The sequence below is a fragment of the Henriciella barbarensis genome (genome assembly GCF_003576345.1).
In the GTDB taxonomy this organism is placed as follows: Bacteria; Pseudomonadota; Alphaproteobacteria; order Caulobacterales; family Hyphomonadaceae; genus Henriciella; species Henriciella barbarensis.
In genome coordinates, this window is record NZ_QWGB01000014.1 from 41,481 (window position 1) to 67,476 (window position 25,996).

Here is a 25,996-nt window from a genome sequence, read left to right on the forward strand (position 1 = left end):
CGTGGCTGCACCGTCAGTGCACCATGGATACGCTCAATCTTCTGCAGGACAGGTGCAAGACTTTCCGACGGTAGAGAGAAGCGACGCTGAACGCGATGTCGACGCGCTCTGCGCGCTCGTGCGTGAGCACTATGTCTATTTCGCGCCGCGCGAGGATGTCTGGGACGCGACGTGCGAAAGCGCGAAACAGGAGGCCCGAACCGAAGCTGCCGCCACCCCTGCGGGTCACCTCAAACTGCTCGAACACATGCTCGACCAGCTCTGGGACAACCACGTATCGCTCAACGTCAACTCGCCGACCTCACCGCGGCTGGTGCCGTCCGGAAGCGACTACTGGATTGATTTTACAGGTGGAAATGCCGTCGTGACCGCGGTGCGGCCAAGCTCTGGCGCGGCCAAAGCGGGTCTGAAGGTGGGTGACCGCGTGGTCGCGATGAATGGCATGCCTGTGTTGAGCGCGGCCAGCGACCGCATCAGACATGGCCGAAACGCCGTCAGCGAAGCGCGGCTTGTCTGGGCCCTGAATGCGCAGGCGGCTGGATATCGCGGCCAGATGCGCGGTGTGACCGTCGAACGAGGCGGGACGGAGCTGGACCTCTTTCTCGATGAGCCGATGCCTGAGCCGTCTGGCGAACTGGTCACCTATCAGCGCCTTAAAGGCAATATTGGCTATATCAGGATCGATGACTCGCTTGGCGATGACGCTGCGGTGGCCGCGTTTGATGCGGCGCTTGAAAAGCTGGAAGGCGCTTCAGGCTGGGTGATCGACCTTCGAAATACGCCGGGCGGCGGCAATACTAGCGTGGCCGAACCCATGCTCGGCCGCTTCATTCGCGGCGTAAAGCCCTATCAGAAGGCGGGTCCCCGCTGGGAAGGCGAAGCCGTCCGACATGTTGCGTCGAGGGGGCCTTGGCGTGTCAAAGGCCGGGTGGCCGTGCTCGCCGGGCGTTGGACAGGCAGTATGGGCGAGGGGCTGGCGATCGGTTTTGACGGGCTTCGCCGGGCACGGGTCTTCGGGTCACCGATGGCGGCACTGGCAGGCGGAGTTGAAGGTTTTGAACTACCTGCCAGCGGCTGGTCGGTGCGCCTGCCGAGCTATAACCTCTATCATATGAAGGGCATGGAGCGGCATGTCTGGCACCCGCCATACGCTGTGATTGCAGACAATGGCGCAGGTCCGGACGTCGCGCTGCAGGCCGCAAAGGACTGGCTCAACCGCTAGTCGCCAGCATCCCCATCACCATCGTCGCTGTCTGACAGGGAAGACGAGCCACCCGTCTGTTCTTCCTTGGTTGGAGACGCAGGGCTCGCCGATGCCGGGGCAGGTTTAGGCCCGCTGTCGGAGACCTTTGCGCCGTCCTTGAGCAAGGCAAACTCACCGACATTGCGGAAATTGATATCGCGCTGCGGGAAGGGGATCTCGATCTCGTATTTGTAGAGGGCTGTGTGCAGCTCCCAATTATAGTCGGCTTTCACGCGGGACGGCTTCTTCACCGCCTCTTCGGTGAGCCAGACGACGAGCTCGAAATCGAGGCTGGAATCGCCAAAACCGACAAGCCAGACCTGCGGCTCGCGGCCCGGGATGCCGCTGAACGTCCATGGCACGGCTTCGGCAGCTTCGAGCGCTGCTGTCTTTACCAGTTCCTTGTCGGTGCCATAAGCGACACCGAAACCGATCCGCATACGCCGGCGCGCATCGCGCAGGGTCCAGTTGATGACCTGCGCCTTGATGAACTCTTCATTGGGGACGAGGATATCGACATTGTCATTCGTCGTGACGAGTGTCGAGCGGATGTTGATCTCCTTGACGAGGCCCGTCACGCCGGACTGCAGCTCAATAAAATCGCCAACCTTAACAGAGCGCTCGAAGAGGATGATGATGCCGGAGATGAAGTTCGAAAAAATCGACTGAAGGCCAAAACCGATACCAACACCGAGAGCACCGCCAAAGACGGTCAGTGCGGTCAGATTGATGCCCAGCGTCGACATGGCGACGATGATCGCCGCAGCCATGAAGCCCACTTTCAGGACCTGCCCGAGAAGTCCGGCCATCGATGGGTTGAGCGACTTGTTGGATTTCAGCTGAGACTGCGCGGCATCGCCAGCGATGCGTCCAAGCCAGAGCGCGACAACCGCAATGAAAATACTCGTTATGACGCGCAGCAAGGTCACCTTGACGCCGGCTACGGTGAAGGCAGCTGCGTTCAGCGCATCCACGACGGGGTCGAGGAGGTGGAGGATATAGAGCGCGGCGACAGTCCAGGCGATGACGGCAATGGCGGTCTGCCAGAAGCCAGGCTGCATATTGGCCGTAACAAAGCGAACCACGATCCAGGCATTCATCAGGCTGGCCGCAACGCGCAGCCCTTCGTTGGGAAAGCCTAGAGACTCAAAAACGGCCGTCGCGATCCAGAGGCCGACGACGGTGAAGGCAGGCCAGACAATCTTGGCGACCGAGTTGGCGAGACGCGTCAGGACATCACGGGTTTCACGTTCGTCGGCCCAGGCGCGAAGCCGTCTGGCGGGATAGCGGGAGCCCACATAGCCGAGCCCCAGTGCTGCCAGCACGGCCAGAAGCTGCCAGAGCGAGCCCATTGAGATGAAGCTGTCCTGAAAAGACTTGAAGGTCGACATGGCGCCTTCGCTTATCTCTTCCCATTCGATATTGGCTTCAACGAAGCTGTTGCTTTCTTCGCCGGCCTGATCGCCGGAACCATCCTGCGCGGACTGTGCACCCGGCATAGCCTGTCGAGCGAGGAACGAGGCAATCGTCATCAGAGCCATTTGAGTTTCCTGAAAATGAAGAACTGAAAGCCCATAAGGATGACCAGCGCACTGCAGGTGATCCAGAAGGCATTGGTAGAATCGACGCCGGGCATGCCGCCCACATTGATGCCGAGGAGGCCGGTCAGAAAGCCGAGCGGCAGGAAAATCGCCGCAACGATGGACAGCATGTACATCGTCTGGTTCATTTTGGCCTGTGCGCGGTTGTTAAGATCATCCTGCAGCACGATGGCGCTTTCCTTTGAAACATCAAGGTCTTCTAGATACCGTTTGAGGCGTTCGCCGCTCTCCCTGATATCTGTAAGACTGTCTTCCGATAGCCAGGGCGGCGGCGATTTCTGGATCGCCAGCATCGCCTCATGTTGCGGTGACATATAGCGTTTCAGCGCGAGGCAGTTACGCCGGATGGTCGCGATCTCCGAGAGAAGTTCCTCGACATCGGTGTCTTCATCTTCCTCCATCTCATCGATACGATCATTCATATCGACGATGGAGTAATTCATCTTGATGACGAGCTGTTCGGCAAGCGTCGTAAAAAGATCGCCAGCCGAGCAGGGTCCGCGACCAGCGAGCAATTCCTGATGGACATCGCGCGGGGTCTGAAGGCGCCTGCGTCGCAGCGTGATCAGCCGCTGGCCATCACTCCAGATCTGCATGGCGATCATGTCTTCAGGTTCTGCGCCCGGATTGAAATTGATGCCGCGCAGAACAGCGATGAGATTGTCTCTTTCCCGGAAGGCGCGTGGGCGAGTTTCGTTCGAGAGGAGAAGCTCGGCCGTCGCTTCGCACAGGTTAAGGGACTTAATCAGCCAGTCGTCGAGATCCTCATACATCCGGTCGAGGTGAAGCCAGAGGACCTCACCAGACCTTGATGGCGCCCAGTTTCGGGCAGTCTGCCAGTCGATTTCTGTTGCGCCGCCCCGGCCATCCAGAATGCAGCCGATAAGCATGGGCCCATCAGCGGGCTTGTCGGGCAGTACCGGCGCATCTGTTGGAACGAGTGCAGTTGTCATCGTTCAGACTGTACGTCTGGCACGCCCAAAGGCAAGAATGCGCAATCCAGCTCAGTCTTTCGAAAGAGCTGTGCTCATAGCCTGCAGCAGGTCTGCCTGATTGTATGGTTTCTTGAGCACTGGAACGTTTGGGAACTTAGACGAGAGCACGCTGGAGTCGCCATAGCCGGTCGCAAATATGAACGGCGTGCCAGCTTCTTGAAGATCATGCGCCACCGGTTCGCTGGTCTCATTCCCGAGATTGACGTCCAGAAGCGCAATCCGGAACTCTGTCGTTGCCATGGCCTGACGCGCTTCACGCACGGACGAGCAGACGGCAACATTGTCGGCGCCAGCTTCCATGAGAATGTCTTCGGCGTCGAGCGCAATGATCATATTGTCCTCGACCAGAAGGACCGGCCCGTCGAGCCCGGATTGCGGGTCCTGCCGGGCGGCTGACAGAGGCATGCTCATCGTCGAAGCGTAAGCTGCGTCGACAAATTCCGAAACGTGCTTTGCGGGAATGACGAAGTCAGCCTCGAGACCCGTGAAAGCGTAGCGGACATCGGCGGTGCCACCGAGCTCATGCGGAATCGACCGGGTGATGATTGTCGTGCCAAAGCCCTGACGGGTCGGTGCCTGAACCGCCGGCCCGCCGCGCTCGCGCCACTCAAGAACAAGTTCGTTCTCGGCGCCGGGCTTTACTTCCATGATGATTTCGCCTTCGGAATCGGCCAGTGCGCCATACTTGGCCGAATTCGTCGTAAGTTCGTGCAGGACGAGGGACATTGTGCTGAAGGCGTTCGGCATGAGGAGGACGTCGGGACCTTTGACACGAACGCGAGAGGCCTTGTTTCCAAGATAGGCTTCCGTTTCCGTGCGGATCAGCCCCTGCAGGGAAGCGGGCCCCCAATTGTCTTCGGTGAGCTGGTCGTGGGCACGCGCGAGTGCATGCACGCGATTGCCAATAATGTTGCTCAGTTCTTCGACAGAGCCTGCTTCACGCGAACTCTGGCCAACGAGGCCGCGGATCAGGTTCAGGATATTGCGGACACGGTGATTGAGCTCTGCAATGAGGAGTTCCTGGCGCTCGTTCGCGCGCATGCGTTCCTGATTGGCTTCATCAGACATGCGTAGGACAACTTCGAGCAGGGTCACGCGCAGCTGCTCGGCCGCCGCGATCTCAGACTTCAGCCAGGGCATGGATTGGCCCGTGACGGTCTGCTGCCAGGTCTCAAAACTCTTTCGCGGCGTCAGGCGCGCGCCATTCGGACCAAGCGTTACAGGCTTTTCCGGGTTGCCGGCCCAGTTCACCTTGCGAGTAAACTCCTGCCGGAAGAGGACGACGTAATCGCGCGGGCGGCGTGATACGGGCACCGCGAGCAGGCCCGCGGCGCGTGCGACATAGTCCTGCGCGGGTGGATGAACTGCGCCAAGCTCATCGGTGGCATAGGCGCGCCCGCCAGCCGTCGTGTTCAGGAAGCGGATAATACCCATGACTTCGTCGCGTGTGGGCGTGGTGCCAAGCGTGACGAACTCCCCATCGACATAGGCCGCCACGCCGTCATTCGGAATGACAGAACTCAATGCTTCGGCAATCGTCTGAAAGTGCTCGCGCACCGACTGGCCACCGGCAAGCTGGGCCATAAGCCTGTCGTGAAGCACCTGCACACGGCGTGTGTGTTCACTCGCTTCGTCTGCAAGAAGTTGGCCCAGTACGAAGCTGAAGAGCTGGGCGAACAGCTCTGCAGCCGATCGGATTTCGTAGGAGAGGACGCGCGGCTCATAGTGGTGGCACGCAAAGAGGCCCCAGAGGTTTTCGCGGTGCAGGATCGACACTGACAGGGACGCGTCCACGCCCATATTCTTCAGATACTCGATATGGATCGGCGAAACCGCCCGCAGGCCGCTCATGGACAGGTCGAGCGGCTGGCCTTCAGGACTGCGCTCGGGAATGATTGGCGAGACGCTTTCGCGCACATTCGAGATGATGCGAAGCAAATTGCGGCGATAGAGCTCGCGAGCCTGCTGGGGGATGTCGGTGGCCGGGTAATGAAGGCCGAGGAAGGAATCGACATTCGGGCTGACGGCTTCTGCGATGACCTCGCCGGACTGGTCAGCGCCAAAGCGGTACACCATCACACGGTCAAAGCCGGTCAGCGCCTTCATCTGGCGCGCCGCAATCTTGCAAAGCTCACGCACCGTCTTCGCCTTGCGCACGCGGTCGACCATCGGGCGCACATAGGAGGTGTAGTCCGAGGTTATCTCGGCGCGCTGGGGTTCGATCTCGATCAGGACTGATTGTCCTGAAATATGGACCGCCGCGTTGAACTTCTCATCCGACCCGGTCAGCAGGTTGAGGCCAAACAGGCGCTCCACGGCGTCATCGCCTTCGAGGCGCTGCACGCGGCTGCGTATATCCTGCAGGGCAGCGGGGGCGATTATGTCTTTCAGCGGCTCACCGATGAGCGCCTCGGGGTCTTTCGACAGAAAGTCGGCGACGTTCAGAGAGACATGCTGGATCAGCCAGTCAGAATTGACGGCAATCAGGCAGCCGAATTGCTGCACGTGGCCCAGAATATGGATAGGCTCACGATCGCAATTGGTGAGGTCAATCTTCGTGTCGGGCGACACGGTATTCTTAGTCATGCGGGAATACGGGCTTTCTGAACTGAACGATGCGCTGTCTCAAACCACAGGAAAGCCGTTTGAGCCGAAGCGATTATCTTGTTTTCTTCATCTTCGCTGCCTGTCCACAGCTTGAGCGTCGTGCTGACGTTCTTCCACATCTCGTCACTCTCGGGGCAGGAAAAATAGCGGGTCGCGAAGACGACAACTGGATCGCTGGATGCCTTTATATCGGAGAGGAGTATTCGGGCACCAAGGCGTGAACCTGCAATTACATACATCAGCCCGAGTGGGTGAATGTCATTGTCATTCACCTCTACCTGATCGACGCTTGGCGCAGCAACTCCAAGGGTCGCGAGGTCAGCTTCAATCGCGGCGAGCATCACACGCAATGTGCGTTCATGACTGAATGTCTGGCAGCTGGGCAGTGCGGCGAGGCTGCGGCGCAAGGCGACCGCGTGGGCCTGAAGGGTGATGGACAGGCCTTCGCGGGTCGCGATTTCATGCTGTCCGAACAGGGCGTCGACGGACATATGAGCATCGCGGGTTTGTTCTCGAAGGCGTCGCCTCAAGCTCATCATCTGTCCGCTGGCCCCCTGTCCCAGTCGTCGCGGCATTCCGGCACATATTCAATGTATCACTACGTCACAAGCCAGAAGTGTGCGGCGCCAAACGTATGAAATCGTCTGGTGTGCGAATTCGTTCCAGAAGACGAGCTGAAAAATGGTAGTTTTTGCATCCCGTGCTGTTTTGCTCTACAGCGCGCGCTTCGAATTTAGGCGCATCAGGCGCAAAGTGGAAGGCAGACAGGCCATGGCGATCAGGCATTTCCTCGATATCTGGCAGCTTGAAGCCAGCGAGCTTCGCGAGATACTTAATCTGGCGCATTCGATGAAGGCGGCCCGTAAAGGCTGGCCGAAAGGCCGTGTCGACGAAGGTGCCCCGCTGGATGGCCACATCCTGGCGATGATCTTCGAAAAGTCCTCCACCCGTACACGCACCAGCTTTGATGTGGGCATTCGCCAACTTGGTGGCACGTCCATCGTTGTGAACTCAGCCGACATGCAGCTCGGCCGCGGTGAGAGCATTGGCGACACGGCCCGCGTCCTGTCACGCTATGTCGACATGGTGATGATCCGCGCAAATGATCATGGCGATGTCGAAGACTTCGCGGATGCCGCCAGTGTGCCAGTCATCAACGGGCTGACCAACCGCTCGCACCCCTGTCAGATCATGGCGGACCTGCTGACACTCGAGGAGAATGGGCTGGACCTGAAGGGCGCGCGTCTTGCCTGGGTGGGTGATGGCAATAATGTCTGCTCATCCTTTATCCATGCCGCGCCGAAGTTTGGCTTTACCCTCGCTGTTGGTACGCCGGACCGCTATGTGCCGGATGACGATGATATCGAGCTCGCGCGAGAAATGCAGGGCCGGGTGGAGCTTTACAGCAATGCCGAAGATGCCGTCGCTGGCGCTGACGTCGTGATTGCCGACACCTTCGTTTCCATGGGCGACACCGATGCCGATGAGCGTCTCGAAGAGCTCGAGCCGTTTGCCGTCACTGAGGAGCTTATGGATTTGGCCCAGCCGGGCGCGAAGTTCCTGCACTGTCTGCCTGCGCATCGCGGCGAAGAGGTCGACAGCGAAGTGATCGACGGGCCGAACTCGCTGGTCTTCGAGGAGGCCGAAAACCGCCTGCACGCGCAAAAGGCGATCATGCGGTGGTGTCTGGACAAATAGGTTCGCGCCGTCAGAGTGCTGCCCGGTGAATCGACGCCGGGAGGATGAGGCATGCTGACGAAACGCGATCTGTTGAAGAGAGGCGGCGCGGCCGGACTGATTCTGGCGGCGGGCAGTGGTGCAGCCCGCGCGCAGGCCCCGGCGGACGATGCGCTCCAAAGCATGGCTGACGGCGCAGAGCCGATCGGTAAGGCAGAACACGAAGCCCGCATCGACAAAGTCCAAGCTCTCATGCAGGCGCAGGACATCAAGGCGCTGGTCATCGAGGCTGGGTCGGGGCTGGTCTACTTCACGGGGCTGCAATGGTGGCGCTCGGAGCGCTTTACCGGCGTTGTCATTCCGCAAGAAGGCATGCCGGTCGTCATCACGCCTTACTTCGAAGAGCCGTCCGTCCGCGAGACGGTGAAGGCCGACGTCGAGGTGCGGACCTGGCACGAGAATGAGAACCCGTTCGCGCTGGTTGCGGCGACGCTTGGCGATTGGGGTTATGAGGATGGCAAGGTCGCGATTGAGGAAACGGTCCGGCACTTTGTCTCGAACGGCATCGCTGAGGCCGCGCCTGCATTTGACCTCGTGTCCGGCATGAGCGTCACGCGCGGTGTGCGCATGTACAAATCCTCTGCCGAGATCGCCCTGATGCAGACCGCGAACGACATCACGCTGGCTGCCTATAAGTACATCTATCCGCGCGTTGAGCTCGGTATGAGCCAGGGCGACATCTCCGCCATGATGAGCGAGGCCACGCGCCAGCTCGGCGGTGCAGTCGAGTTTTCCATGGTGCTGCTGAACGAGGCGAGCGCCTATCCGCACGGTACACGCAGTCCGCAGACCGTGCGTGAGGGCACTGTCATCCTGATGGATTGCGGCTGCGGAGTGCATGACTACGAGTCCGATATTTCGCGCACCTGGGTGTTCGGTGAGCCGACCGCGAAGCAGCGCGAAGTCTGGAACACGGTGAAGGAAGGGCAGGAGCTGGCGCTGGAAACCGCGCAGCTCGGCGTGCGGGCAGGCCTCGTAGATGAGACGGTACGGGCCTTTTATGAGCAGAAGGGGTACGGACCTCGCTACAGAACGCCGGGCCTTTCTCACAGGCTGGGTCACGGCATCGGCCTTGATGGGCACGAGCCGGTGAATTTCGTCGAAGGCGAAGACACCCCGCTCGCCCCCGGCATGTGCTTTTCCAACGAGCCGGGCATCTATATTTTCGGAGAGTTTGGCGTGCGTCTGGAGGATTGCCTCTACATGACGGACGACGGGCCAAAGCTGTTCAGCCCGTTCTCGAAGTCGATCGACGCCCCATTCGCCTGAGCCGACAAATCGCTAAATCGCCGCGAAGAATCCTCTGGCGAGCCACTTTGCTTTATGCAAACCCTGTTGGCGTTCAGAGGGGGACATCCAATGCGTCAGACTATTCCTGCACTCGCAATCTTCGCGCTCGCCGCGCCAGCTTTCGGTCAGGAGGCGGCGAATTTCAGCCAGCCATACTGGATCGAGAGCCCGGTCATCGAGGCCATCGGGCGCGCAGAGCTTCAGGTCGATCCCAACCGATCCAATTTCTCTGTCGGCTTCAAGAATACGGCCCGCACCTCAGCCGAAGCAACTCGGCTTGCAACGGCGCGGGCCAAGCGCGCCTATGACGCAATGCTGGGCGTTGCGGGCGATGACTTGACGATTGAGAGCCGCGTCAGCGTTTCGGCCATCTACAATCAGGTCGAAGATGATGAGGGCAATCTGGTCACCGATTATTCGGCCGACAATATCCGCGGCTATGAGGCGAGCGTTCTTTATTCCGTCGGGGTGAAAGACCTCTCCAAGGCGAGCCGGACGCGCGCGGCGGCGCTAGCTGTCGGGCCGGAAACCTCCAGCTATTTCAGCAATAGCCTTCAGCGCGATACCGACATCCTTCAGGCCGCCTATCGGGCCGCAATTGTCGATGCGCGAGAGCGCGCGCAGCTGCCGAACACGCCGGACCGGATGGGCGTCAGCGCCGAAGCCTGCCTCGTCTACGAGATCCGCCAGTAGGTGGTAGCGGCGTCAGTTGATCTGGAATTTCCGACGGGCTGCTAGGCCCGCGAGGAAGATCAGGATAATCGCTGAGATCGACTGAAACGTGGTGAGTGCTTTGAGGGCGAGGGGTGTGCCGCCCACAAAATCGCGGTCCACCCGGCCCTCGACCTGGCCGCAGGGAGCCTCCAGCCCGACGCCATCGGCTGCCAGCATCTGGCCGATCATGGAGCATTGATCGGGATCACCCCAGCCGCCGAACGGAAAGACCCTGCTGAAGGAATAAGACAGCGTTTCGCCCCAGTCGACCGCGCTATAGGGCGCGAAGAGGTCGTGTCCGAAATGGGCAGGTCCCGTGGTACCCATCAGCGTGTAGACACCCGCCAGTACAAAGCTACCCACGAGCAACCAGCCAATGGGCAAGAGGACCGAATTGCCATAATCGGCGCTCCACCCATAAAGATGGGACAACCATTGCTCTGAGATGTTGATGGCGGGGCGGCGCCGCTTGCGGCGGGCGCGCAGTTCCAACTTGTGGAACCGGCCTTCCTCATGGCGATCCCGGCGATCTTCCATGAGGTGTTTCAGTGTGCGGTAGCAGTCTTCCAGTTTGCCGAAGTATTTCGCGCGTTCGGACTTTCCGACGTCGCCCTCAGATTTCAGCTTGCAGAACTCGTCCTCGTCTGCTTGTCGCTTTTCGTTGAAGACCTCCAGCCAGGTTCCATACTCAATTTCGTTTTCGCCTTTTGCTCGCCTCGCACTGTTCTCGGCATTGAACAGGCGGTTCAGCCCTTCATTCCATGTCCTCTTATATTTCGTAGGCACAACCTTCACCATCTTGTCGCGCGTGAGCCCATCTTGAAACCACGTGTTTCGGAATGTGATTCCGCGATGCAGCTTGCTGTCGTGGAAAGCGGCAGGACGCAGAAATACGCTGTTTTCGAAAGACGTTTGCGAATGAAAATCGCGATTGGCGAAATTAGCGTCTCCTAGAAACAGGGTGCATGCGAAACTAGCATCCGGAAAGGACCGCTGTGCGACCCAAGTCGCATGCTGAGGGATATCGAGATTGAGTCTGCCAAAGTCAGAATCCGATGTCAGCGTACCAGCGATGCTATCCGTTGCAACGCTTGCCCCTTTACCGGTGAACACGGCTCTATCGGCGAATACGGTTTTGTCGAAGCTGGCGAAGATCGCAAAGGAGGCTTTGCTGAAAATTGCCGAGGCAGCAAAGGCAGTTTCATCGAACCAAGCAGTACCGGCGAATACGGCACCAGGGAAGAGCGCATAGCCGGCAAAAAAGACATTGTGAAACCGAGAGGAACCGGCAAAGGTGGCGCAGCTGAAATTGGCTTGCCCCGCGAAGTTAGAACCATTGAACCGAGCGTCGCCGTCGAACTTGGCATCAATGAAGCTAACATTTTCTAGAAAAATAGCGCCTGTGAAACGAGCATCTCCGGCGAAATTGGCATCCCTAAAGTCTGAGCCACGCGTAAAGACGGCGTTCGCAAAATTAGCTCCGCTCGCAAACCGTGTCTGCCCAAATAAGCTTTTTCCACGGAATGAGACTCCATCGAAGCTAACGGAGCCGGAAAAGAGCGCCTCCTCGAAGGACGTATAACCGTTGAAAGTCGTTTGATGAAAAGAAGTAATCTGATGAAAGGTAGACATCTTGAACAGCGCGTCTTTGCTAAATGAGGCCTGCTCAAAAATAGCTCCTCCGTTAAACGAAGTCTCGTAGAACCCGGTATCGTTGGCAAAAGCGGCGTCTCGAAACTCGACGTCCCTAGCAAAGGTTGAAAAGGCAAACCTAGTATACCCGGTAAAGCAACAGCTCCTAAAACTAACTGCTAGCTGTTTGCCTTCCTCTGCCTCCGGAAGAAGGCGTGGCGTAAAACGATCAATCGAAAAGTCAGCGAAGATAACGCCTTGAAATTGAGCTCGCCAATCAACTTCAGATCGATGAGTTTCTTCGAAAGCGCGCTCATTGACTTGATTGAGGCGCGTTTCGATCAAATGATTTAATGCGTCTGAAGACCAGTCGAGCTTTGGTGTCCGCGATCCATCGGGCCAGTGAAGAGGCAGATGAAGCCGTGTGAACAGGTATGTATGGCCTTCTGCATCCGACCAATTGATAAGATGATCAGCTTGATCGCGCCAGTAGTCCTGCAGGGTGGCTTTCCGCGCTTCGGGTCCGAAACGCGTTATTGCATCGGGGTGCCCCGTGCGCCGATCATATTCCTCATCCGGCACCGGCTCCGCGCCCGGTTTCGGCACGACCCAACCCTCCCAAGGCTTCTTCGCCAGCCCCTCCCAGGACCAGTCTTCTTTCCACCAGCGGTCCCACCATTCCTGGCTGATACCGTCTACGCCGCCTGCCATGATGTGTTCCCCGCTGCCGAACCCGCCATCCGCACCTTAGCCCAGCTTGCGTGCAGGTTGAAAGGTGCTTTCCCTTGCGGTGCCCCTTTGCAGTCCAAGACGTCTGGGCCACTCTCCAGCTTGAAGAGGCTGCGCCAAAGCAGCCCGCAAACAGGAGGAAACCCCATGAAAGCTGCCGTACTGCGCGAGCCGAACAAGCCGCTGTCGATTGAAGAGGTCTCGATTTCCAAGCCGGGGCCCCGTGAGGTGCTGGTGCGCCTGAAGGCGGTTGGTGTCTGCCATTCCGACGTGCACTTCTGGGATGGGGCTTTCCCGCATGAGCTGCCGACGATCCTTGGTCATGAGAGCGCGGGCGTCGTCGAGCAGGTGGGCAGCATGGTGTCGGCGGTGAAGCCGGGCGATCATGTGGTCTCGATCCTCTCACCATTTTGCGGAACGTGCGAGTTCTGCCTGACTGGGCATATGTCGGTCTGCCACACGGTGAACCGGCCGCTGTTCAACCGCGCGCCTGATGATGCGCCGCGGCTTTATGCAGGCAAGGAAACGCTCAACCAGTTCCTGAACCTTTCCTCCTTTGCTGAACAGATCCTGGTGCATGAGAACACGCTGTGCGCCATCGATCCGGAAATGCCGATGGCGCAGGCGGCCTTGATCGGCTGCGGTGTCATTACCGGTGTCGGGTCGGTGTTTCACGCGGCGAAAGTCGAGCCAGGCTCGACTGTGGCGGTTGTCGGCTGCGGCGGGGTTGGTCTGTCGGCGATCAATGGCGCGGCGATTGCTGGCGCTTCGCGGATCATCGCGGTCGACCTTTCTGACGAAAAGCTGGAGATGGCGAAAAAGTTCGGCGCGACAGATTTCGTCAATCCCAAGAATGGCGATCCGGTCGAGCAGGTCAAAGAGCTGACCGGCGGCGGCGTGCATTACTCGTTCGAGTGTATTGGCCTGAAGCTGACGGCCGAGCAGTCCTATCTGATGCTGCGACCGCGCGGCGTCTCGACGATTATCGGCATGATCCCGCCCGGCGTGAATATCGAGGTGCCGGGCATCGAGCTTCTGGTGACCGAGAAGCGGCTGCAGGGCGCTGTCATGGGCTCGAACCGGTTCCGGGTCGATTTCCCGCGCCTGATCGAGCTCTATAAGCAGGGCAGGCTCCATCTTGATGATCTCGTGTCTGACCGGATTGGCCTCGATGGGATCACCGGGGCGCTACAGAACCTCAAGGACAATAAGGGCACGGTTGCCCGCCAGGTCGTGACGTTCGACTAGCTGATTTCTGACTTTCGCCGGCTGAGACGATGGCGGGTCCAACGCCTTGTTTGCGCTCATCCGGCGCGAGATAGAGAGAAACTCACGCGCTGTGGAGATGGCGACTGTGCGCCAGAGCGGCGGGCATCAGAAGCTTTTGGTGATCCAGAAGCGAATATCGTGATCAGGAGCACGGTCGGTCACACCGAAAAGCGCGCCAAGCGTCCAGCCCACGCCATTCCCGAAACTGCCATCGACCGCAGGCCCAAGCTGATGCCCTCGACCATTGGCGCCGAAGTCATCTGTGTTGCCAAGGTCGGTGAAGCTCAGCAGTGACAGGCTGTATTGATCGCTGGCTTTCCAGATGAGGCTCGAGCGGAGTTCAAAGTCGATCGTTTCGCCGGCATTGCTTCCGATTTCACGCGTTGCGATAAACTGGGCGCGGGCACGAAGGCGTGCCGGAAACTTCCACTGGTTCAGCCAGTTCAGACCCAGCCTGTCAGGATTGGGGCCATCGGAGAGCCTGCCATCAAAACGAATGCCTGTTTGCCAGAAGGGCGCATCCTCGGGCGAAAGCTCGATCAGGTATTCGGCATTGAGATTGCCGAAGCTGAAATCGCCGCCGGGATTGTCATCGAAATTGGCGAAGATCTTGATGGCAGTTCGCTCACTGAGTGAGAGTCCAAGATCAAACCGATGGCGAAAATCATCGTCGCGGCCGTCAGTGCCCGGCACCCAACCAAGGCGATATTCGGCTTCCCTTTCGCCGGCTGACACGGTTGGGCCTGATACAGAGGAGGTGTTCTGCGCTTCAGCAACCTGCTGCGCGCAGATCAGGAGCGATGCCAAAGCAAGCAGTGATCGGATATTGGCGTTCAGGGCGACACTCATTTGAGGATCCATACAGAGAAGACGTGTGGAGAATTTCAGCATGACACTTCTGTGTCAGCTTGGGTAGTCCGAGGCATGGCAGGAAGGGTGCGAGAAAGGTACGGTGCAAAAACATCCGTGGTCCATGTCTTTACGCAGTGATCTGGCGAGCGCGCTCAGCTAGCGCCGGGAACGCTCCCCGCATTAGCCCGTTATCGACCTGAGCTCCTGGCGCCTCTGCCTGGAGAAGGGCAATTCGGGTAGGGCGATTTGAAAAGCGGTATTCTGTCAGGCAAGGTCGAACCGGCCACACACTGGGCGATTATTGGACTGTTTGTTCTGATGTCGGTCGGCGCGCTTTCTTTCGCTCAGTCGTTCTTTATTCCCGTTGTCTTTGCTGTCTTCCTCGCGCTGATTTTCAGCCCTGTCCGCCGTTGGCTGGGCAGGGCCGGAATTGGCCCCGCATTGGCGGGCGCCATCATCATGACGGTCTTCTGTCTTGCTGCTTTCATAACGCTTTATGTCATTTCCAACTCACTCGCGACGATCCTGAGCGATGAGCCCCAGATCATGAACCGGATACAGGAGCGCCTGCAGGAGATTTCAGGCGTGCTTGAGCCTGTCCGTGAGGCTGGCAAGCAGATCGAAGAGATGCAGGCGAACAATGAAGGCCCGGAACGCGTTGTCGTGCGAGAGGAAGGGATATTCAGCCTCTGGGCAGAGACGACGCCTTACGTGTTAGGGCAAGCCGCGCTGGCTATTGTTCTTGCCACTTTCCTGATCGGGTCAGGCGACATGTTCTACGAGAAGCTTGTGCGCGTCATGCCGACCGCATCGCGCAAGCGCACATCCGTGGGTATCGCCCGCGAGGTGGAAAACCAGCTCTCCACCTATTTCCTGACCATTTTTGCGATCAACCTGATCCTTGGCGTCGTCGTTGCCCTGGCAATGTGGGCGCTGGGAATGCCCGACCCCGTTTTCTTCGGCGTGATCGCTTTCGCGCTGAACTTCATTCCCTATGTCGGCTCGCTCGCCGGGATCGGCTTTGCGTTCGTCATGGCGCTGGTGACCTTTGACAGCCTGTTCATGACGCTCGCGCCGCCCTTTGTTTACTGGTTGATCAATACGGCTGAAGGTCAGTTCATCACACCAGTCGCCGTCGGACGCCGCCTCAAGCTGAACGCGGTGGCCGTTTTCCTGTCGCTCGCCTTCTGGGCCTGGCTCTGGTCTTTCGTCGGCATGTTCCTGTCCACGCCGATGCTCATCGCGCTGAAAGCCTTCACCGAGCGCACGCCAGAGCTGTCCTGGCTTGATACCTTCCTGCAGGGCCGTACCGAGTGCGACCCGGAAGACAATGCTATCGTAAGTGAGGCACTGGACGATGAGGGCGCGGATGTCTGCGACGCGCCGGACGCCATTCCACAGGATGAGCTGGCCGATAATGAAGAGCAGTCTGGCGACGATGTGCCGGATGATGATGAGGATGACCGGCTGGCCCCTGCCATTACCTAGTCTTCGCTTTCCTGCACTTCCTTGAGACCGAGACTGGCCAGAACGGAAAGTGCGCTCATCGCGGCCAGCACGCCGATGACGACGGGGACGCCAGCATACTCTGCGATCAGGCTGAATGCGCCGCCAGCGGCAAGTAACAGGCCGATGATCGTATTTGACAGCGCTGTGTAGGCTGCGCGCGTGTCCTGTGTCGCCATATCAACGAGATGGGTGGAGCGGCCGAGACGTACGCCTTGATACGCAAGCATCAGGGCAAAGATGACCGCGGGCAGGCCCCAAATAGCACTCAGAAGTCCAGCCGCGTTCAGGCTGAGCGTTGCGACCAGGGCGATCGTCGCTGCGACTGCAGAGAAGATCAGAACCTTCCGGCTGGAGCGGTCTGCAAGGCGTCCCCAGACATAGGAGCTCAGGAGCGAGGCACCCGCTGACGCGATGACGAGCAGGCCGAGCCCGCCGAATGCGTTTTCGGTGTCGCCTTCAGAGCCGAGCGCCACCATGAAGGGCGGCGCAAGCGCGGTGGATATGAGAAGGCCTCGCGCAGCGATGAAGCGGCGTAGCTGCGCGTCCTTTGCCAGCAGCCCAAAGTTTTCAAGGGCTGCGTTCAGAGGATTCGCGCCGCCCTCGGTCGCGCCTGCTTCTTCCTGCAGCGTAGAGAAAAGTATGGCGGCGAGAAGCCAGAGTCCGGCGGCCACCAACAGCCCAGCAAGAACGACCGGCATTCGCGGCACGGCGCCCGTAGCGAGGAGGGCGCCGAAGATGATGACGAAGACGGCCGCCAGCGAGCTTGCCGTGCCCGTCGCCGTGCCGCGCCTTGCCTTGGAAACGGTCTTTCCCAGCACGTCCTTATAGGTCACCGAACAGACACTCCGCGCGAGTGCGAGGACCCCTAGCGCGCAAACGATGGCGAGACCTGCTGCGGACCCTTTGAGAAATATGGCAGCGAGCGCGATGGACGCGGCGCTCAGCCCCTGCACGGCACTGCCGACACTCCACGCCCATTTGCGTTTTGAAAGCCGCCGCAAGCTGGCCGCGGTGAGAAGCTGGGGCAGGAGCGCGCCGGACTCGCGAACTGGCACAAGCAGGCCGATAAAGACGGCAGGCGCGCCAAGCTGGGTCAGCAGCCATGACAGGACGAGTTTCGGGTCGATCAGGCCGTCGGCTGTCTTCGTAGCGCCGAGTGACGCAATATGGGTGACAAAGTTGCGTGGTTGGTCGTTGCAGGCGCTTTCGGGGATGTCCTTACAGACCCGTCCCTCATCTTCTGACGTCAGCATTCGGTATGCCTTGTCGAGTGTCGTGTCGGACATCCCTTCAGATCCCTCCTGCCGCCCCGGGCTTCAGCGCAATTAGGGCAAGGTCATCGCGCGTCAATAAGGGGGCATCGGCGGGGTGCGGGTTTACCGGCGAATGAGGGAACATCGCGGTCGCCCTATCGTTTGCGATGCATGACGGAGACCCTGACAGAGCAGCCCGACCAATCAGTACGAGCCAGAATTGTGTCCTGGGCCAAGGGGCCGCTCTTTTATCCCATCGCCGTGCTGGTGGGCTTTCTGGAAGGCAGCTTTGTCGTCGTCCCGATGGAGCCCGTCTTTATTCCAATGATGGTGATGAGGCGAAAACAGGCCTGGCTGGTCGCGCTGGCGCTACTGCTTGGCAATGTGATCGGCGGCCTCGTGATCTACTGGCTGGGCGCGGTGCTGGCGGATGACCTGTTGCAGCCCATGATTTCCATGTTTGGAGCGCAGGAAACCTATGATGCCACGCTGCAGAAGCTAAGAGATGATGGCTTCACCACGCTGTTCATGATCGGCGTGACGCCGTTCCCGTTTCAGCTAGGTGTGGCGGCAGCGGGGGCAGCTGGCTTTTCCGTGCTCCTTTTTGTCGTTGCGGTCGCGACATCACGCTCAATCCGGTTTCTGGTCATAGCAATCCTTGTGATGATTGTCGGCCAGAGCGCCGAGAAGCTTCTGAAGAAGTATGATGTCGAAATCTTCATCGGCGGTCTTTTGCTCTTTGTCGGCTTTGCAACCTATCTCCTCTTCTTCAGCTGACGCTGGGTCAGAAATCTCTTGGCTTGATATCGCAAGAACGCTCGGCTCTTATCCGCGTCAAAAGACGAGGGAGAAGAAAGCATCATGTCAGATCAGGTCCACGGACATTGCGATCCGAAGTTCGCTGAAGTCCGCGAAGAGTTTGAGCGCAATTTTGCTGAACGCGGTGAGCAAGGCGCGTCGGTGTGCCTTAGCGTTGGCGGCGAGACACTGGTCGACCTCTGGGGCGGTGTTGCCGATGTGAAGACGGGCGACGCCTGGCGCGAAGATACCGTCTCCATTGTTTTCTCCTGCACCAAGGCGGCGACGGCGATCTGCGCGCACATCCTGATCGACCGTGGCGAACTGGAGTTGCAGGCGCCCGTATCCAAGTACTGGCCGGAGTTTGCAAAGGCCGGGAAGGAAAAGACTACCGTTCAGATGATGCTGAACCATGAGAGCGCCATCCCAGCACTGCGTGAGCCCGTGAAGGAGAAGGGGTTCCTCGACTGGGACTATATGATCAAGCGCATGGAAGACGAGCCAGCCTGGTGGGAACCGGGCACACGGAACGGCTATCACATGGTCAACTTTGGCTGGACAGTTGGCGAGCTGGTGCGCCGCGTGTCCGGCAAGTCTCTGGGGCAGTTTTTTGCCGATGAGGTGGCCGGGCCGACCGGCGCCAAGTTCTGGATCGGCCTGCCTGATGGCGTCGATCCACACATGGCAGACATTCTGCCTTACATTCCGCAAAAGGGAGATCCCGTATCCGATTTCGCTGGGTTACTGATGGGGGACCCGACATCGATCCAGGCGCTGTCCTTCATGAACAATGGCGGTTGGGGCGCCAATGACAAGGATGCGCACAAGGCAGAAATCGGCGGCGCGGGCGGTATCTCCAATGCGCGCGGACAGGTTGCGATGTACACACCGCTGGCGGTGAATGACGGCTCGCTTGTGTCGAAGGATCGTCTCTCGGCGATGTCGATGGTGTCGACGGCGACGCAGCGGGACGCGACGCTTTTGGTACCGACACGCTTTGCGTCCGGCTTCATGAAGTCGATGGACAATCGCGCCCTGCCGGGGGCGCAGGCACAGTCTGCGATTATCGGCAAGGAAGCATTCGGTCATGTCGGCGCGGGCGGTCATATCGGTTTTGCCGACCCGGAATGCGGCCTCGCCTTCAGCTATACGATGTCACAGATGGGCCTCGGCCTTCTGATGAACGATCGCGGTCAGTCCCTGATTGACGCGGCGTATCGTGCCTTGGGCTATCGGTCGAATGCGCCCGGTGCCTGGGTTAGATAGATCAGCTGGCGAGCGACATGAGCTGATCGTGAAACTCGATCTGCAGGACCATGTGAGTGTCGCCGCCAGATAGCGGTTTAGAGTAATAGAAACCCTGTATCTGGCCGGCGCCGAGGTCGCTGATCAGGTCGAATTGTTCCTGGGTTTCCACGCCTTCAACGACGCAGGAAAGGCTCATGTTTTCGCACAGGTCGAGGATTGAGCGCAGGACGTTCGCGCTCTTCTCATTATGGACCACGTCCCTGACGAAGCTGCGGTCGACTTTCAGCGCGTCAATTGGCAGGCGATGGACATAGGCGAGGCTGGAAAATCCGGTGCCGAAATCGTCGATGGCAATGCGGGCACCCGCAGTCTTGATTTCTTCCAGAACCTCGAGCGCTGTTTCGAAGTCCTTGAGAACCGCAGATTCCGTGATCTCGAAAACCAGCCGGGACAAGGGAAAGCCGGCTCTCCGGGCGATTGAGAGAAGGCGTGAGACGGCCCCCGGCGTGTTGAGGCTGACGGCGGAGAGGTTGAAGCTGAGCGTCAGCTTCCCCGGCCACTGGCAGGCTTCGGTGACCGCCTTGCGGAACAGGACTTCGCTCAGCCGGCCAATGATGCCAGTGTTTTCGGCGATCTGGATAAAACGATCCGGACGCACATTGCCGAGCGTTGGCGAGTACCAGCGCGCGAGGGCTTCGAGCCCGGAAGTGTGACCCGCGTGCAGGTCGAGGACAGGCTGGAACTCAACCGACATTTCCTTTTCCAGGTCCGCATGGCGCAGCCCCTGCTCAATGGCGCTGTTCTCGAAGACGAGGCGCTCATGTTCCTGGGAGAAGAAAACCGGTTCAGACTTGTTGTGATGTTTGGCGAAGTAAAGCGCATAATCGGCCCGGTCGAAGAGATGGCTACGCGTCTCGGCGCTGTGTGGGAAGCGCGCCAGGCCAACCGTAGCTGACAGGTTTGCCGAGCCGTCTCCAAAATCGAAGGGGTGCCGAAGCGCTTCGCACGCCTGGCGTGCAATCTCGGTCACTTCGTCATCGCTCAATTTGCTGCGGATGAGCAGGCCGAATTCGTCGCCAGCCAGTCGGGCAACTGTCGCGTTATAGTCGGCAAAGACCGTGCTGAGCCGTTTTGCGGTTTCGATAAGCACGGCGTCGCCGGCGGGGTGCCCGAAGACATCGTTGACGGCCTTGAAGCCATCAAGGTCGAGCAGCGCGACGACGAAGGTGCAGTCTTTGCCCTGGCAGGCCTCAACAAGTTCATCGATCTCATAGAGGAACTGGCGGCGGTTTGGCAGCGAGGTGAGACTGTCGGTATTGGCGAGGCGATAGTTTTCTTCGGAGAGCGTCTGTAGCTTCGTGTTCTGGCGGCCATGCTCGATCTCCTGCTCAACCATCTGAACGAAGTCGCGCTCAAGATTGATCAGCATATAGCCGAGCACGATCGAGACCAGGAGCAGGTTGAAGGCCACTGACGAATAGGCGAACGAGCCCTGAGAGAAGAGGAGGATACATGTCAGCGGCGTGACCGTTGCCAGCACGAGGACCGACGCCTGGCGAAGGTGCACGAGGCAGAAGGCGCAGGCGGAAACGGAGACAGCGTTGAAGAAGATCGCCTGGGCATTCTGGCCAGTGTCACCATAGGGCAGAAAGAAAATGCCCCAGACGCCAAAAATCGCACCGATCGGAACGACGAGAAGGTTGGTGTTGCGGAGGCTGGCGAAAATCTGGGCGTCCGTCAGCGACTTGTCTCGATTGCGCAGGTATTTGATGGTTCGCAGCACCATGAAGCTGAGCATCACAGCAGGCAGGTAGATCGTCATGAAACTCGGCGCGGCGCCAATATGGGTCAGCGACAGGCCAAGCAGGTTGATACCAAGGATGGAATACATCAGCGGTATCTGTTTGCTGAGAGCCACATACCGGGCGCGGTTGACTTCGACGTCTTCTGGATCAAGTGTTAGAAATGAACGCAGGTTCAAAAGCACAGCGACGTCCTCTTTGATCTACTGGGACTCCTGCTTAGGTAATTGAGCCTAATTTGCGCTTTCAGGCTTATGTTCGATTTCAACTAATTCGGTAAGATGCAGGCATTCGGCCAGTTTCCAAGGCCTGCAACCGCCTTCTTGTCTGTGGACACGCCTGCCGCCACATAGCGCGCGAAGACGAGAAAGAGCGAGGACTGAAATTGAGCTCAGTATCACCAGCGCAAGACGATTTCGTGGCGGCATTCACCTCCGAGACACTACCTATTTCGGGGCGTGTCGTACGGATGGGGCCGCGGTCGCTGTCGCCAATACTACAGCGCCACGCCTATCCAGACCATCTGGGTGAAATCCTTGGTGAAGCCGTTTTGCTGTCCACGCTGATCGGGTCGGCGATGAAGTTTCAGGGCCGTATTCTGGCGCAGGCAGAAGGCGACGGGCCTGTCTCCATGCTGGTCGGCGAGTACAATACAGATGGCAGTGTGCGGGCCTATTCGCGCTATGAGGCCGAACGCTGGGCCTATCTGGAAAAGGTAAACCGCGGAGAGAAACCGCACATGCCCCAGCTCTTCGGCCCACAAGGTGCGCTTGCGCTTATCATTATTCAGGATGATCGCAATGTTCAGCCCTATCAGGGTATCGTTCCGCTTGTAAAAGGGTCGTTGGCAGACTGTGCGGAAGACTATTTCCATCAGTCACAGCAGGTACAGACCTGCCTGGCGCTCTCCGTAAAACGCGATGCGGCCGGTGAGTGGCATGCCGGCGGTATGATGATCCAGAAGATGGCCGGCGACGATGCACGCGGCGACACCGATGAGGGCTGGCGCGAAGCGATGGCGTTGTTCAACACGCTGGACCCCGAGGAGCTGTGCTCTGAAGAACTGCCCGCGCAGGATCTGCTCTACCGCCTTTTCCATGAGGGCGGCGTGCGGATGCAGTCGCCAGAACCGCTGGACGACAATTGTACCTGTAATGAGGAAAGACTTCGCCACACGCTTGCCGGTATGCCGGACGAGTCACTGCGCGAAATGGCTGAAGACGATGGCATGCTTGGCGTCGACTGCCAGTTCTGCGCGCGCCATTACGATATTCCCGTGGAGGCAGTGACCGGCGCTGCGAACTAGAGTCCTGATACACGGCCGCAGGCGGCGCCCAGCTGCTTCCCGTGAGGTCAATGTTGATCAGGACGCGGGTTCTGCGCTTCAAACGGGTGAGCGAGACTGCGCCTCTGGCGTAGCCGGTATCATGCATGAAGCGCGAGGAGCTTACCGTGGCACGAGTGAACAAGACCTGGATCCTGAAGAAGCGACCCGTTGGCGATGTCGGCGAGGGCGACCTTGATCTCGTTGAAAGCCCTGTTCCCGAGTTAAAGGATGGCGAGGTCTGCCTGCGCACGATCTATCTCTCACTGGACCCGACCAACCGCATCTGGATGTCGGACCGCGAGCAGTACATGCCGCCCGTACAGATCGGCGATCCTATGCGGGGCGGTGGTATCTCCGTGGTTGAGGAGAGCAAGTTCGACGGCCTCAAAGCTGGCGATATCGTCAATACCGGTCTCGGCCAATGGTCGCTCTACCAGGTGAAGCCGGGGGCTGAAGTCAACAAGCTGCCGGAACTGCCGGGAGTGCCGCTGACGGCCTTCATGGGGCCGATCGGCATGACGGGGATGACGGCTTATTTCGGCTTGATGGATATCGGTAAGCCAAAGCCGGGTGAAACAGTTGTGGTGTCCGCCGCTGCTGGCGCTGTCGGCTCCATGGTCGGGCAGATCGCCAAGATACAGGGGTGCCGCGTTGTTGGCATCGCGGGCTCTGATGAGAAGTGCAAATGGCTGACAGAGACGGCTGGGTTCGACGCCGCGATCAACTACAAGACGGAAGATGTTGGCGAAGCGCTGGACCGTCATTGCCCGAACGGCATCGACATCAATTTCGAGAATGTCGGCGGCGAGATCATGGACGCGATCCTGATGCGCCTGAATGACTTTGCACGGATGGCGCTTTGCGGCCTCATCTCGTCCTATAATGCGACCGAGCCGGTGCCGGGACCCTACAACTTCTCCATGCTGCTCATGCGCCATGTCACGCTGAAAGGCTTCATTGTGACCGACTATATCGAACGCTTTCCGGAAGGGATGCAGGCGATGGCCGGATGGCTGATGGAAGGCAAGCTGAAATTCGAGACCGATGTGGTCGAAGGTCTTGAGAACGCGCCGTCTTCACTGGATCGGCTTTTTACGGGCAAGAACCTCGGCAAGCTGGTGGTCGAAGTTTCGAAACCGGACTAGGCGCTTTCGTCATCCGCAATCGAGAATTTTGCGCGATGCTTGCCTTTGGCGTTGGCGTATTTTTCGCGGATGGCCGGCAGGTCTGCTTCATAGTCGCCGGTTGTGTGAAAGAGACCGCGCACCTCAACGGTGCGTGAGCCATAGTCCAGAACCGTGATGAGCAGGGGGACCCTTGCGCGAAGGGCAATACGGTAGAAACCGCTCTTCCAGACAAGGGTGCCTGCGCGTGTGCCTTCCGGTGCAACGGCAAGGATAAGCCTGTCGGCGGTTTCGAATGCATCGGCCATCTGGTCGACGAACTCGCCCGCGGCATCCCGGTCTACAGGCACGCAGCCGAGCCAGCGGATAAAGCCGCCAAGCGGGTGATCGACGAGAGATTTCTTTCCCATCCAGCGCAGCTTTACCCGATAATAGCCGGCCGCCATAAGCATCCAGAAGCCGTCCCAGTTCGACGTGTGCGGGGCTGCGACGAGGACCACCTTGTCTTCCTGTGGCCAGTCGCCATCAACCTTCCAGCGTCCGGCCCAAAGAATGAGGGCACAGATCTGCCGCCAGACCCATGAGACGGCTGACGAACCGCCCAAGGGGGCCGGCCGCTTGCGCGAAAGTGTCGAGGTGGCTGCCACCGTCAGTCTTTGCGCTTCTTCACCGCACCTTGCAGCGTGAAACTGAAAGCAAGCGAGAGGATGAGGGGGACCCAGATCGGCAGCGTGCCGAGCCCTGGTGTTTCCAGCGCGGCAGCCAGATGATCGTCTACGCACCACCAAAGCAAAAACAGGAACATGATGACTTTCTCCCCACGCGTGCGACCTTAGCAGGATAGGGCGGGGCGGCAATCTCTCCGACCGTGTTGCTCGCACGATTAGTCTGCCAAGCATGACAGATACGACAATTTCAATGGCAAGCGATACCGCGCTGCCATTCGTGCTGACGGCGCGTGCGACGCAGTGTGCGCCAGAGGGTGACTGGAATAGCTGGCTGGCGCTTGGTGGGCGCGGCGCTGGTAAGACAAGAGCAGGGGCCGAATGGGTGCGCTTCGGCGCGCTGTTCGGTGGGCTCCGCTCCATCGCTCTGGTCGGGCCGACATTGCATGATGTGCGCGAAACGATGATCGATGGGGTTTCCGGTCTTTGCCAGATCGCACGGCTAGGCGAAACGCCGCCCGTTTATGAAAGCTCGCGCCGGCGGCTCGTCTGGCCGAATGGCGCGGTAGCGCAGGCTTTTTCTTCCGAGGATCCAGACAGTCTGCGCGGTCCGCAATTCGATGGCGCCTGGTGTGACGAGGTGGCGGCCTGGACGCGGGACAAGGACACGTTCGAGATGCTTCAACTCGGCCTGCGGCTGGGTCGGCATCCGCGCACGGTCATCACGACGACGCCGCGGCGAACGCCGCTCATCCGGCAGCTTATGAGCGAGGGTGGGGTCGCCGTTTCCAGAAGTGCGACGCGGGACAATGCCGGCTTCCTGTCGCCTGCCTTCATCACCCATATTGAAGCGCGCATGGGCGGCACACGGCTTGGCAGACAGGAGCTGGAAGGCCAGTTCCTTGAGGCCGAAGACGGTGTTTTCTGGACGCGTGCCATGCTGCTGGCCGCGCGCGCAGGCAGGCCGCCCGCGAAACTTAGAGACGTTATTGTATCGGTAGACCCGCCTGTGAGCGTCGGGGAGGGGAGCAGATGCATGCGGCCTGGTCGCGGCAGCTACGGCGAATGCCCCGGGTGGCGGTGTCCAGTTCTGGGTCCTTGAGGATGCCACGCTACAGGGACGGTCGCCCGCGGTATGGGCCGAAGCCGCGGTGTCTCTGGCCCAGCGTATCGGCGCAAGCCGGATTGTTGCGGAGGCCAATCAAGGCGGTGAACTGGTCCGCTCAGTACTTCGGTCGGGTGGGTGCGACATACCCATCCAGCTCGTCCATGCGCGCCTGTCGAAGACGGCGCGAGCTGCACCCGTCATCGCGCTTTATGAACGTGGACGTGTGTCCCATGCCGGTCAGTTTTCCGAGCTGGAAGAAGAGATGCTGGAGTTTGGAAGTGGCGCCATGCAAGGCTCTCCCGACCGGGTCGATGCGCTGGTCTGGGCGGTTACCACCCTGGACGCTGCAACCGGGCGCCAGCCGAGTATCCGCTCGCTTTAGTCATGATAGGCGGACGGACGGCGCCGTGTCCCGTGCGAAAGTACCGTCACTGTTGGCGAATACGCGCTCGGTCCGACCGGATGCCTCTCCCGTCTAGGACTTCCTCAACGC

22 protein-coding genes and 1 pseudogene are annotated in these 25,996 nt (G+C 59.4%); 12 read left to right on the forward strand and 11 right to left on the reverse strand.

Annotation, left to right across the window (positions count from 1 at the left end; all coding sequences use genetic code 11):
- Positions 1-52: 52 nt before the first annotated feature.
- Complete coding sequence (locus tag D1224_RS14630) at positions 53-1,222, forward strand: S41 family peptidase (RefSeq protein ID WP_182482320.1); 1,170 nt, start codon at positions 53-55, stop codon at positions 1,220-1,222.
- On the opposite strand, the gene D1224_RS14635 is transcribed toward D1224_RS14630, so the two are convergent.
- Genes D1224_RS14635 through D1224_RS14650 form a run of 4 tightly spaced genes read right to left on the reverse strand, consistent with a single transcriptional unit; the run spans position 1,219 to position 7,021 of the window.
- Positions 1,219-2,784: a mechanosensitive ion channel family protein gene (locus D1224_RS14635; RefSeq protein ID WP_233350569.1), complete on the reverse strand. Its 1,566-nt coding sequence runs from the start codon at positions 2,782-2,784 to the stop codon at positions 1,219-1,221. The genes D1224_RS14630 and D1224_RS14635 overlap by 4 nt on opposite strands.
- A complete protein-coding gene (locus D1224_RS14640; protein ID WP_119380681.1) occupies positions 2,775-3,797 on the reverse strand; it encodes a zinc transporter ZntB in 1,023 nt (340 codons plus the stop codon). The genes D1224_RS14635 and D1224_RS14640 overlap by 10 nt, the downstream gene beginning before the upstream one ends.
- Positions 3,798-3,848: 51 nt before the next feature.
- A complete protein-coding gene (locus tag D1224_RS14645; protein WP_119380682.1) occupies positions 3,849-6,425 on the reverse strand; it encodes an HWE histidine kinase domain-containing protein in 2,577 nt (858 codons plus the stop codon).
- Entirely contained in the window at positions 6,422-7,021 is a 600-nt protein-coding gene (locus tag D1224_RS14650) for a biliverdin-producing heme oxygenase (RefSeq protein ID WP_182482321.1), read from the reverse strand. The genes D1224_RS14645 and D1224_RS14650 overlap by 4 nt, the downstream gene beginning before the upstream one ends.
- A 196-nt stretch (positions 7,022-7,217) precedes the next feature.
- On the opposite strand from D1224_RS14650, the gene argF reads away from it, so the two are divergent.
- The 3 genes from argF (at position 7,218) to D1224_RS14665 (ending at position 10,166) form a co-directional block, all read left to right on the forward strand.
- Positions 7,218-8,144 (forward strand): ornithine carbamoyltransferase, encoded by a 927-nt coding sequence (argF, locus tag D1224_RS14655; RefSeq protein ID WP_119380984.1) that lies wholly within the window; start codon positions 7,218-7,220, stop codon positions 8,142-8,144.
- Positions 8,145-8,195: 51 nt separating this feature from the next.
- The gene (locus D1224_RS14660; protein ID WP_119380684.1) at positions 8,196-9,452 is read left to right on the forward strand and encodes a M24 family metallopeptidase; all 1,257 of its coding nucleotides are present in this window, start codon (positions 8,196-8,198) and stop codon (positions 9,450-9,452) included.
- 90 nt (positions 9,453-9,542) lie between these two features.
- Positions 9,543-10,166 carry an SIMPL domain-containing protein gene (locus D1224_RS14665; protein ID WP_182482322.1) on the forward strand — a complete coding sequence of 208 codons (624 nt, stop codon included), beginning with the start codon at positions 9,543-9,545 and terminating at the stop codon, positions 10,164-10,166.
- Between the two features lie 12 nt (positions 10,167-10,178).
- On the opposite strand, the gene D1224_RS14670 is transcribed toward D1224_RS14665, so the two are convergent.
- Complete coding sequence (locus D1224_RS14670) at positions 10,179-12,530, reverse strand: pentapeptide repeat-containing protein (RefSeq protein ID WP_119380686.1); 2,352 nt, start codon at positions 12,528-12,530, stop codon at positions 10,179-10,181.
- Positions 12,531-12,695: 165 nt separating this feature from the next.
- Between D1224_RS14670 and D1224_RS14675 the strand changes: the two genes are divergently transcribed.
- Positions 12,696-13,796: a Zn-dependent alcohol dehydrogenase gene (locus tag D1224_RS14675; protein WP_119380687.1), complete on the forward strand. Its 1,101-nt coding sequence runs from the start codon at positions 12,696-12,698 to the stop codon at positions 13,794-13,796.
- Positions 13,797-13,922: 126 nt separating this feature from the next.
- On the opposite strand, the gene D1224_RS14680 is transcribed toward D1224_RS14675, so the two are convergent.
- Positions 13,923-14,666: a hypothetical protein gene (locus tag D1224_RS14680; protein WP_119380688.1), complete on the reverse strand. Its 744-nt coding sequence runs from the start codon at positions 14,664-14,666 to the stop codon at positions 13,923-13,925.
- Between the two features lie 249 nt (positions 14,667-14,915).
- On the opposite strand from D1224_RS14680, the gene D1224_RS14685 reads away from it, so the two are divergent.
- Complete coding sequence (locus tag D1224_RS14685; RefSeq protein ID WP_119380689.1) at positions 14,916-16,157, forward strand: AI-2E family transporter; 1,242 nt, start codon at positions 14,916-14,918, stop codon at positions 16,155-16,157.
- Here D1224_RS14685 and D1224_RS14690 read toward each other — a convergent pair.
- On the reverse strand, positions 16,154-17,464 hold the full coding sequence (locus D1224_RS14690; protein WP_119380690.1) for an MFS transporter: 1,311 nt from the start codon (positions 17,462-17,464) through the stop codon (positions 16,154-16,156). The genes D1224_RS14685 and D1224_RS14690 overlap by 4 nt on opposite strands.
- Positions 17,465-17,602: 138 nt before the next feature.
- Here D1224_RS14690 and D1224_RS14695 point away from each other — a divergent pair, with 138 nt between their 5' ends.
- The gene (locus tag D1224_RS14695; protein ID WP_119380691.1) at positions 17,603-18,208 is read left to right on the forward strand and encodes a YqaA family protein; all 606 of its coding nucleotides are present in this window, start codon (positions 17,603-17,605) and stop codon (positions 18,206-18,208) included.
- 84 nt (positions 18,209-18,292) lie between these two features.
- A complete protein-coding gene (locus tag D1224_RS14700; RefSeq protein ID WP_119380692.1) occupies positions 18,293-19,495 on the forward strand; it encodes a serine hydrolase domain-containing protein in 1,203 nt (400 codons plus the stop codon).
- A 1-nt stretch (position 19,496) separates the two neighbouring features.
- Here the strand turns inward: D1224_RS14700 and D1224_RS14705 are convergent, their stop codons facing one another.
- Positions 19,497-21,395: a putative bifunctional diguanylate cyclase/phosphodiesterase gene (locus D1224_RS14705; RefSeq protein ID WP_182482323.1), complete on the reverse strand. Its 1,899-nt coding sequence runs from the start codon at positions 21,393-21,395 to the stop codon at positions 19,497-19,499.
- A gap of 269 nt (positions 21,396-21,664) precedes the next feature.
- Between D1224_RS14705 and hslO the strand changes: the two genes are divergently transcribed.
- Both hslO and D1224_RS14715 read left to right on the forward strand, forming a co-directional pair.
- A complete protein-coding gene (gene hslO / locus D1224_RS14710) occupies positions 21,665-22,585 on the forward strand; it encodes an Hsp33 family molecular chaperone HslO (protein ID WP_233350570.1) in 921 nt (306 codons plus the stop codon).
- A 155-nt stretch (positions 22,586-22,740) separates the two neighbouring features.
- Positions 22,741-23,751: an NADP-dependent oxidoreductase gene (locus D1224_RS14715; protein WP_407647475.1), complete on the forward strand. Its 1,011-nt coding sequence runs from the start codon at positions 22,741-22,743 to the stop codon at positions 23,749-23,751.
- Here D1224_RS14715 and D1224_RS14720 read toward each other — a convergent pair.
- Positions 23,748-24,335 (reverse strand): 1-acyl-sn-glycerol-3-phosphate acyltransferase, encoded by a 588-nt coding sequence (locus D1224_RS14720; protein WP_182482324.1) that lies wholly within the window; start codon positions 24,333-24,335, stop codon positions 23,748-23,750. The two genes, D1224_RS14715 and D1224_RS14720, sit on opposite strands and share 4 nt — an antisense overlap.
- Before the next feature lie 44 nt (positions 24,336-24,379).
- On the reverse strand, positions 24,380-24,535 hold the full coding sequence (locus D1224_RS16560; RefSeq protein ID WP_182481923.1) for a hypothetical protein: 156 nt from the start codon (positions 24,533-24,535) through the stop codon (positions 24,380-24,382).
- A gap of 92 nt (positions 24,536-24,627) precedes the next feature.
- Between D1224_RS16560 and D1224_RS16680 the strand changes: the two genes are divergently transcribed.
- The gene (locus D1224_RS16680) at positions 24,628-25,497 is read left to right on the forward strand and encodes a terminase large subunit domain-containing protein (RefSeq protein ID WP_233350572.1); all 870 of its coding nucleotides are present in this window, start codon (positions 24,628-24,630) and stop codon (positions 25,495-25,497) included.
- The gene (locus D1224_RS16685) at positions 25,439-25,885 is read left to right on the forward strand and encodes a phage terminase large subunit family protein (protein ID WP_233350593.1); all 447 of its coding nucleotides are present in this window, start codon (positions 25,439-25,441) and stop codon (positions 25,883-25,885) included. The genes D1224_RS16680 and D1224_RS16685 overlap by 59 nt, the downstream gene beginning before the upstream one ends.
- On the opposite strand, the pseudogene D1224_RS16890 reads toward D1224_RS16685, so the two are convergent.
- Positions 25,886-25,954, reverse strand: a pseudogene (locus D1224_RS16890) (hypothetical protein); the annotation flags it as partial. It lies immediately after the preceding gene.
- Positions 25,955-25,996 lie beyond the last annotated feature (42 nt).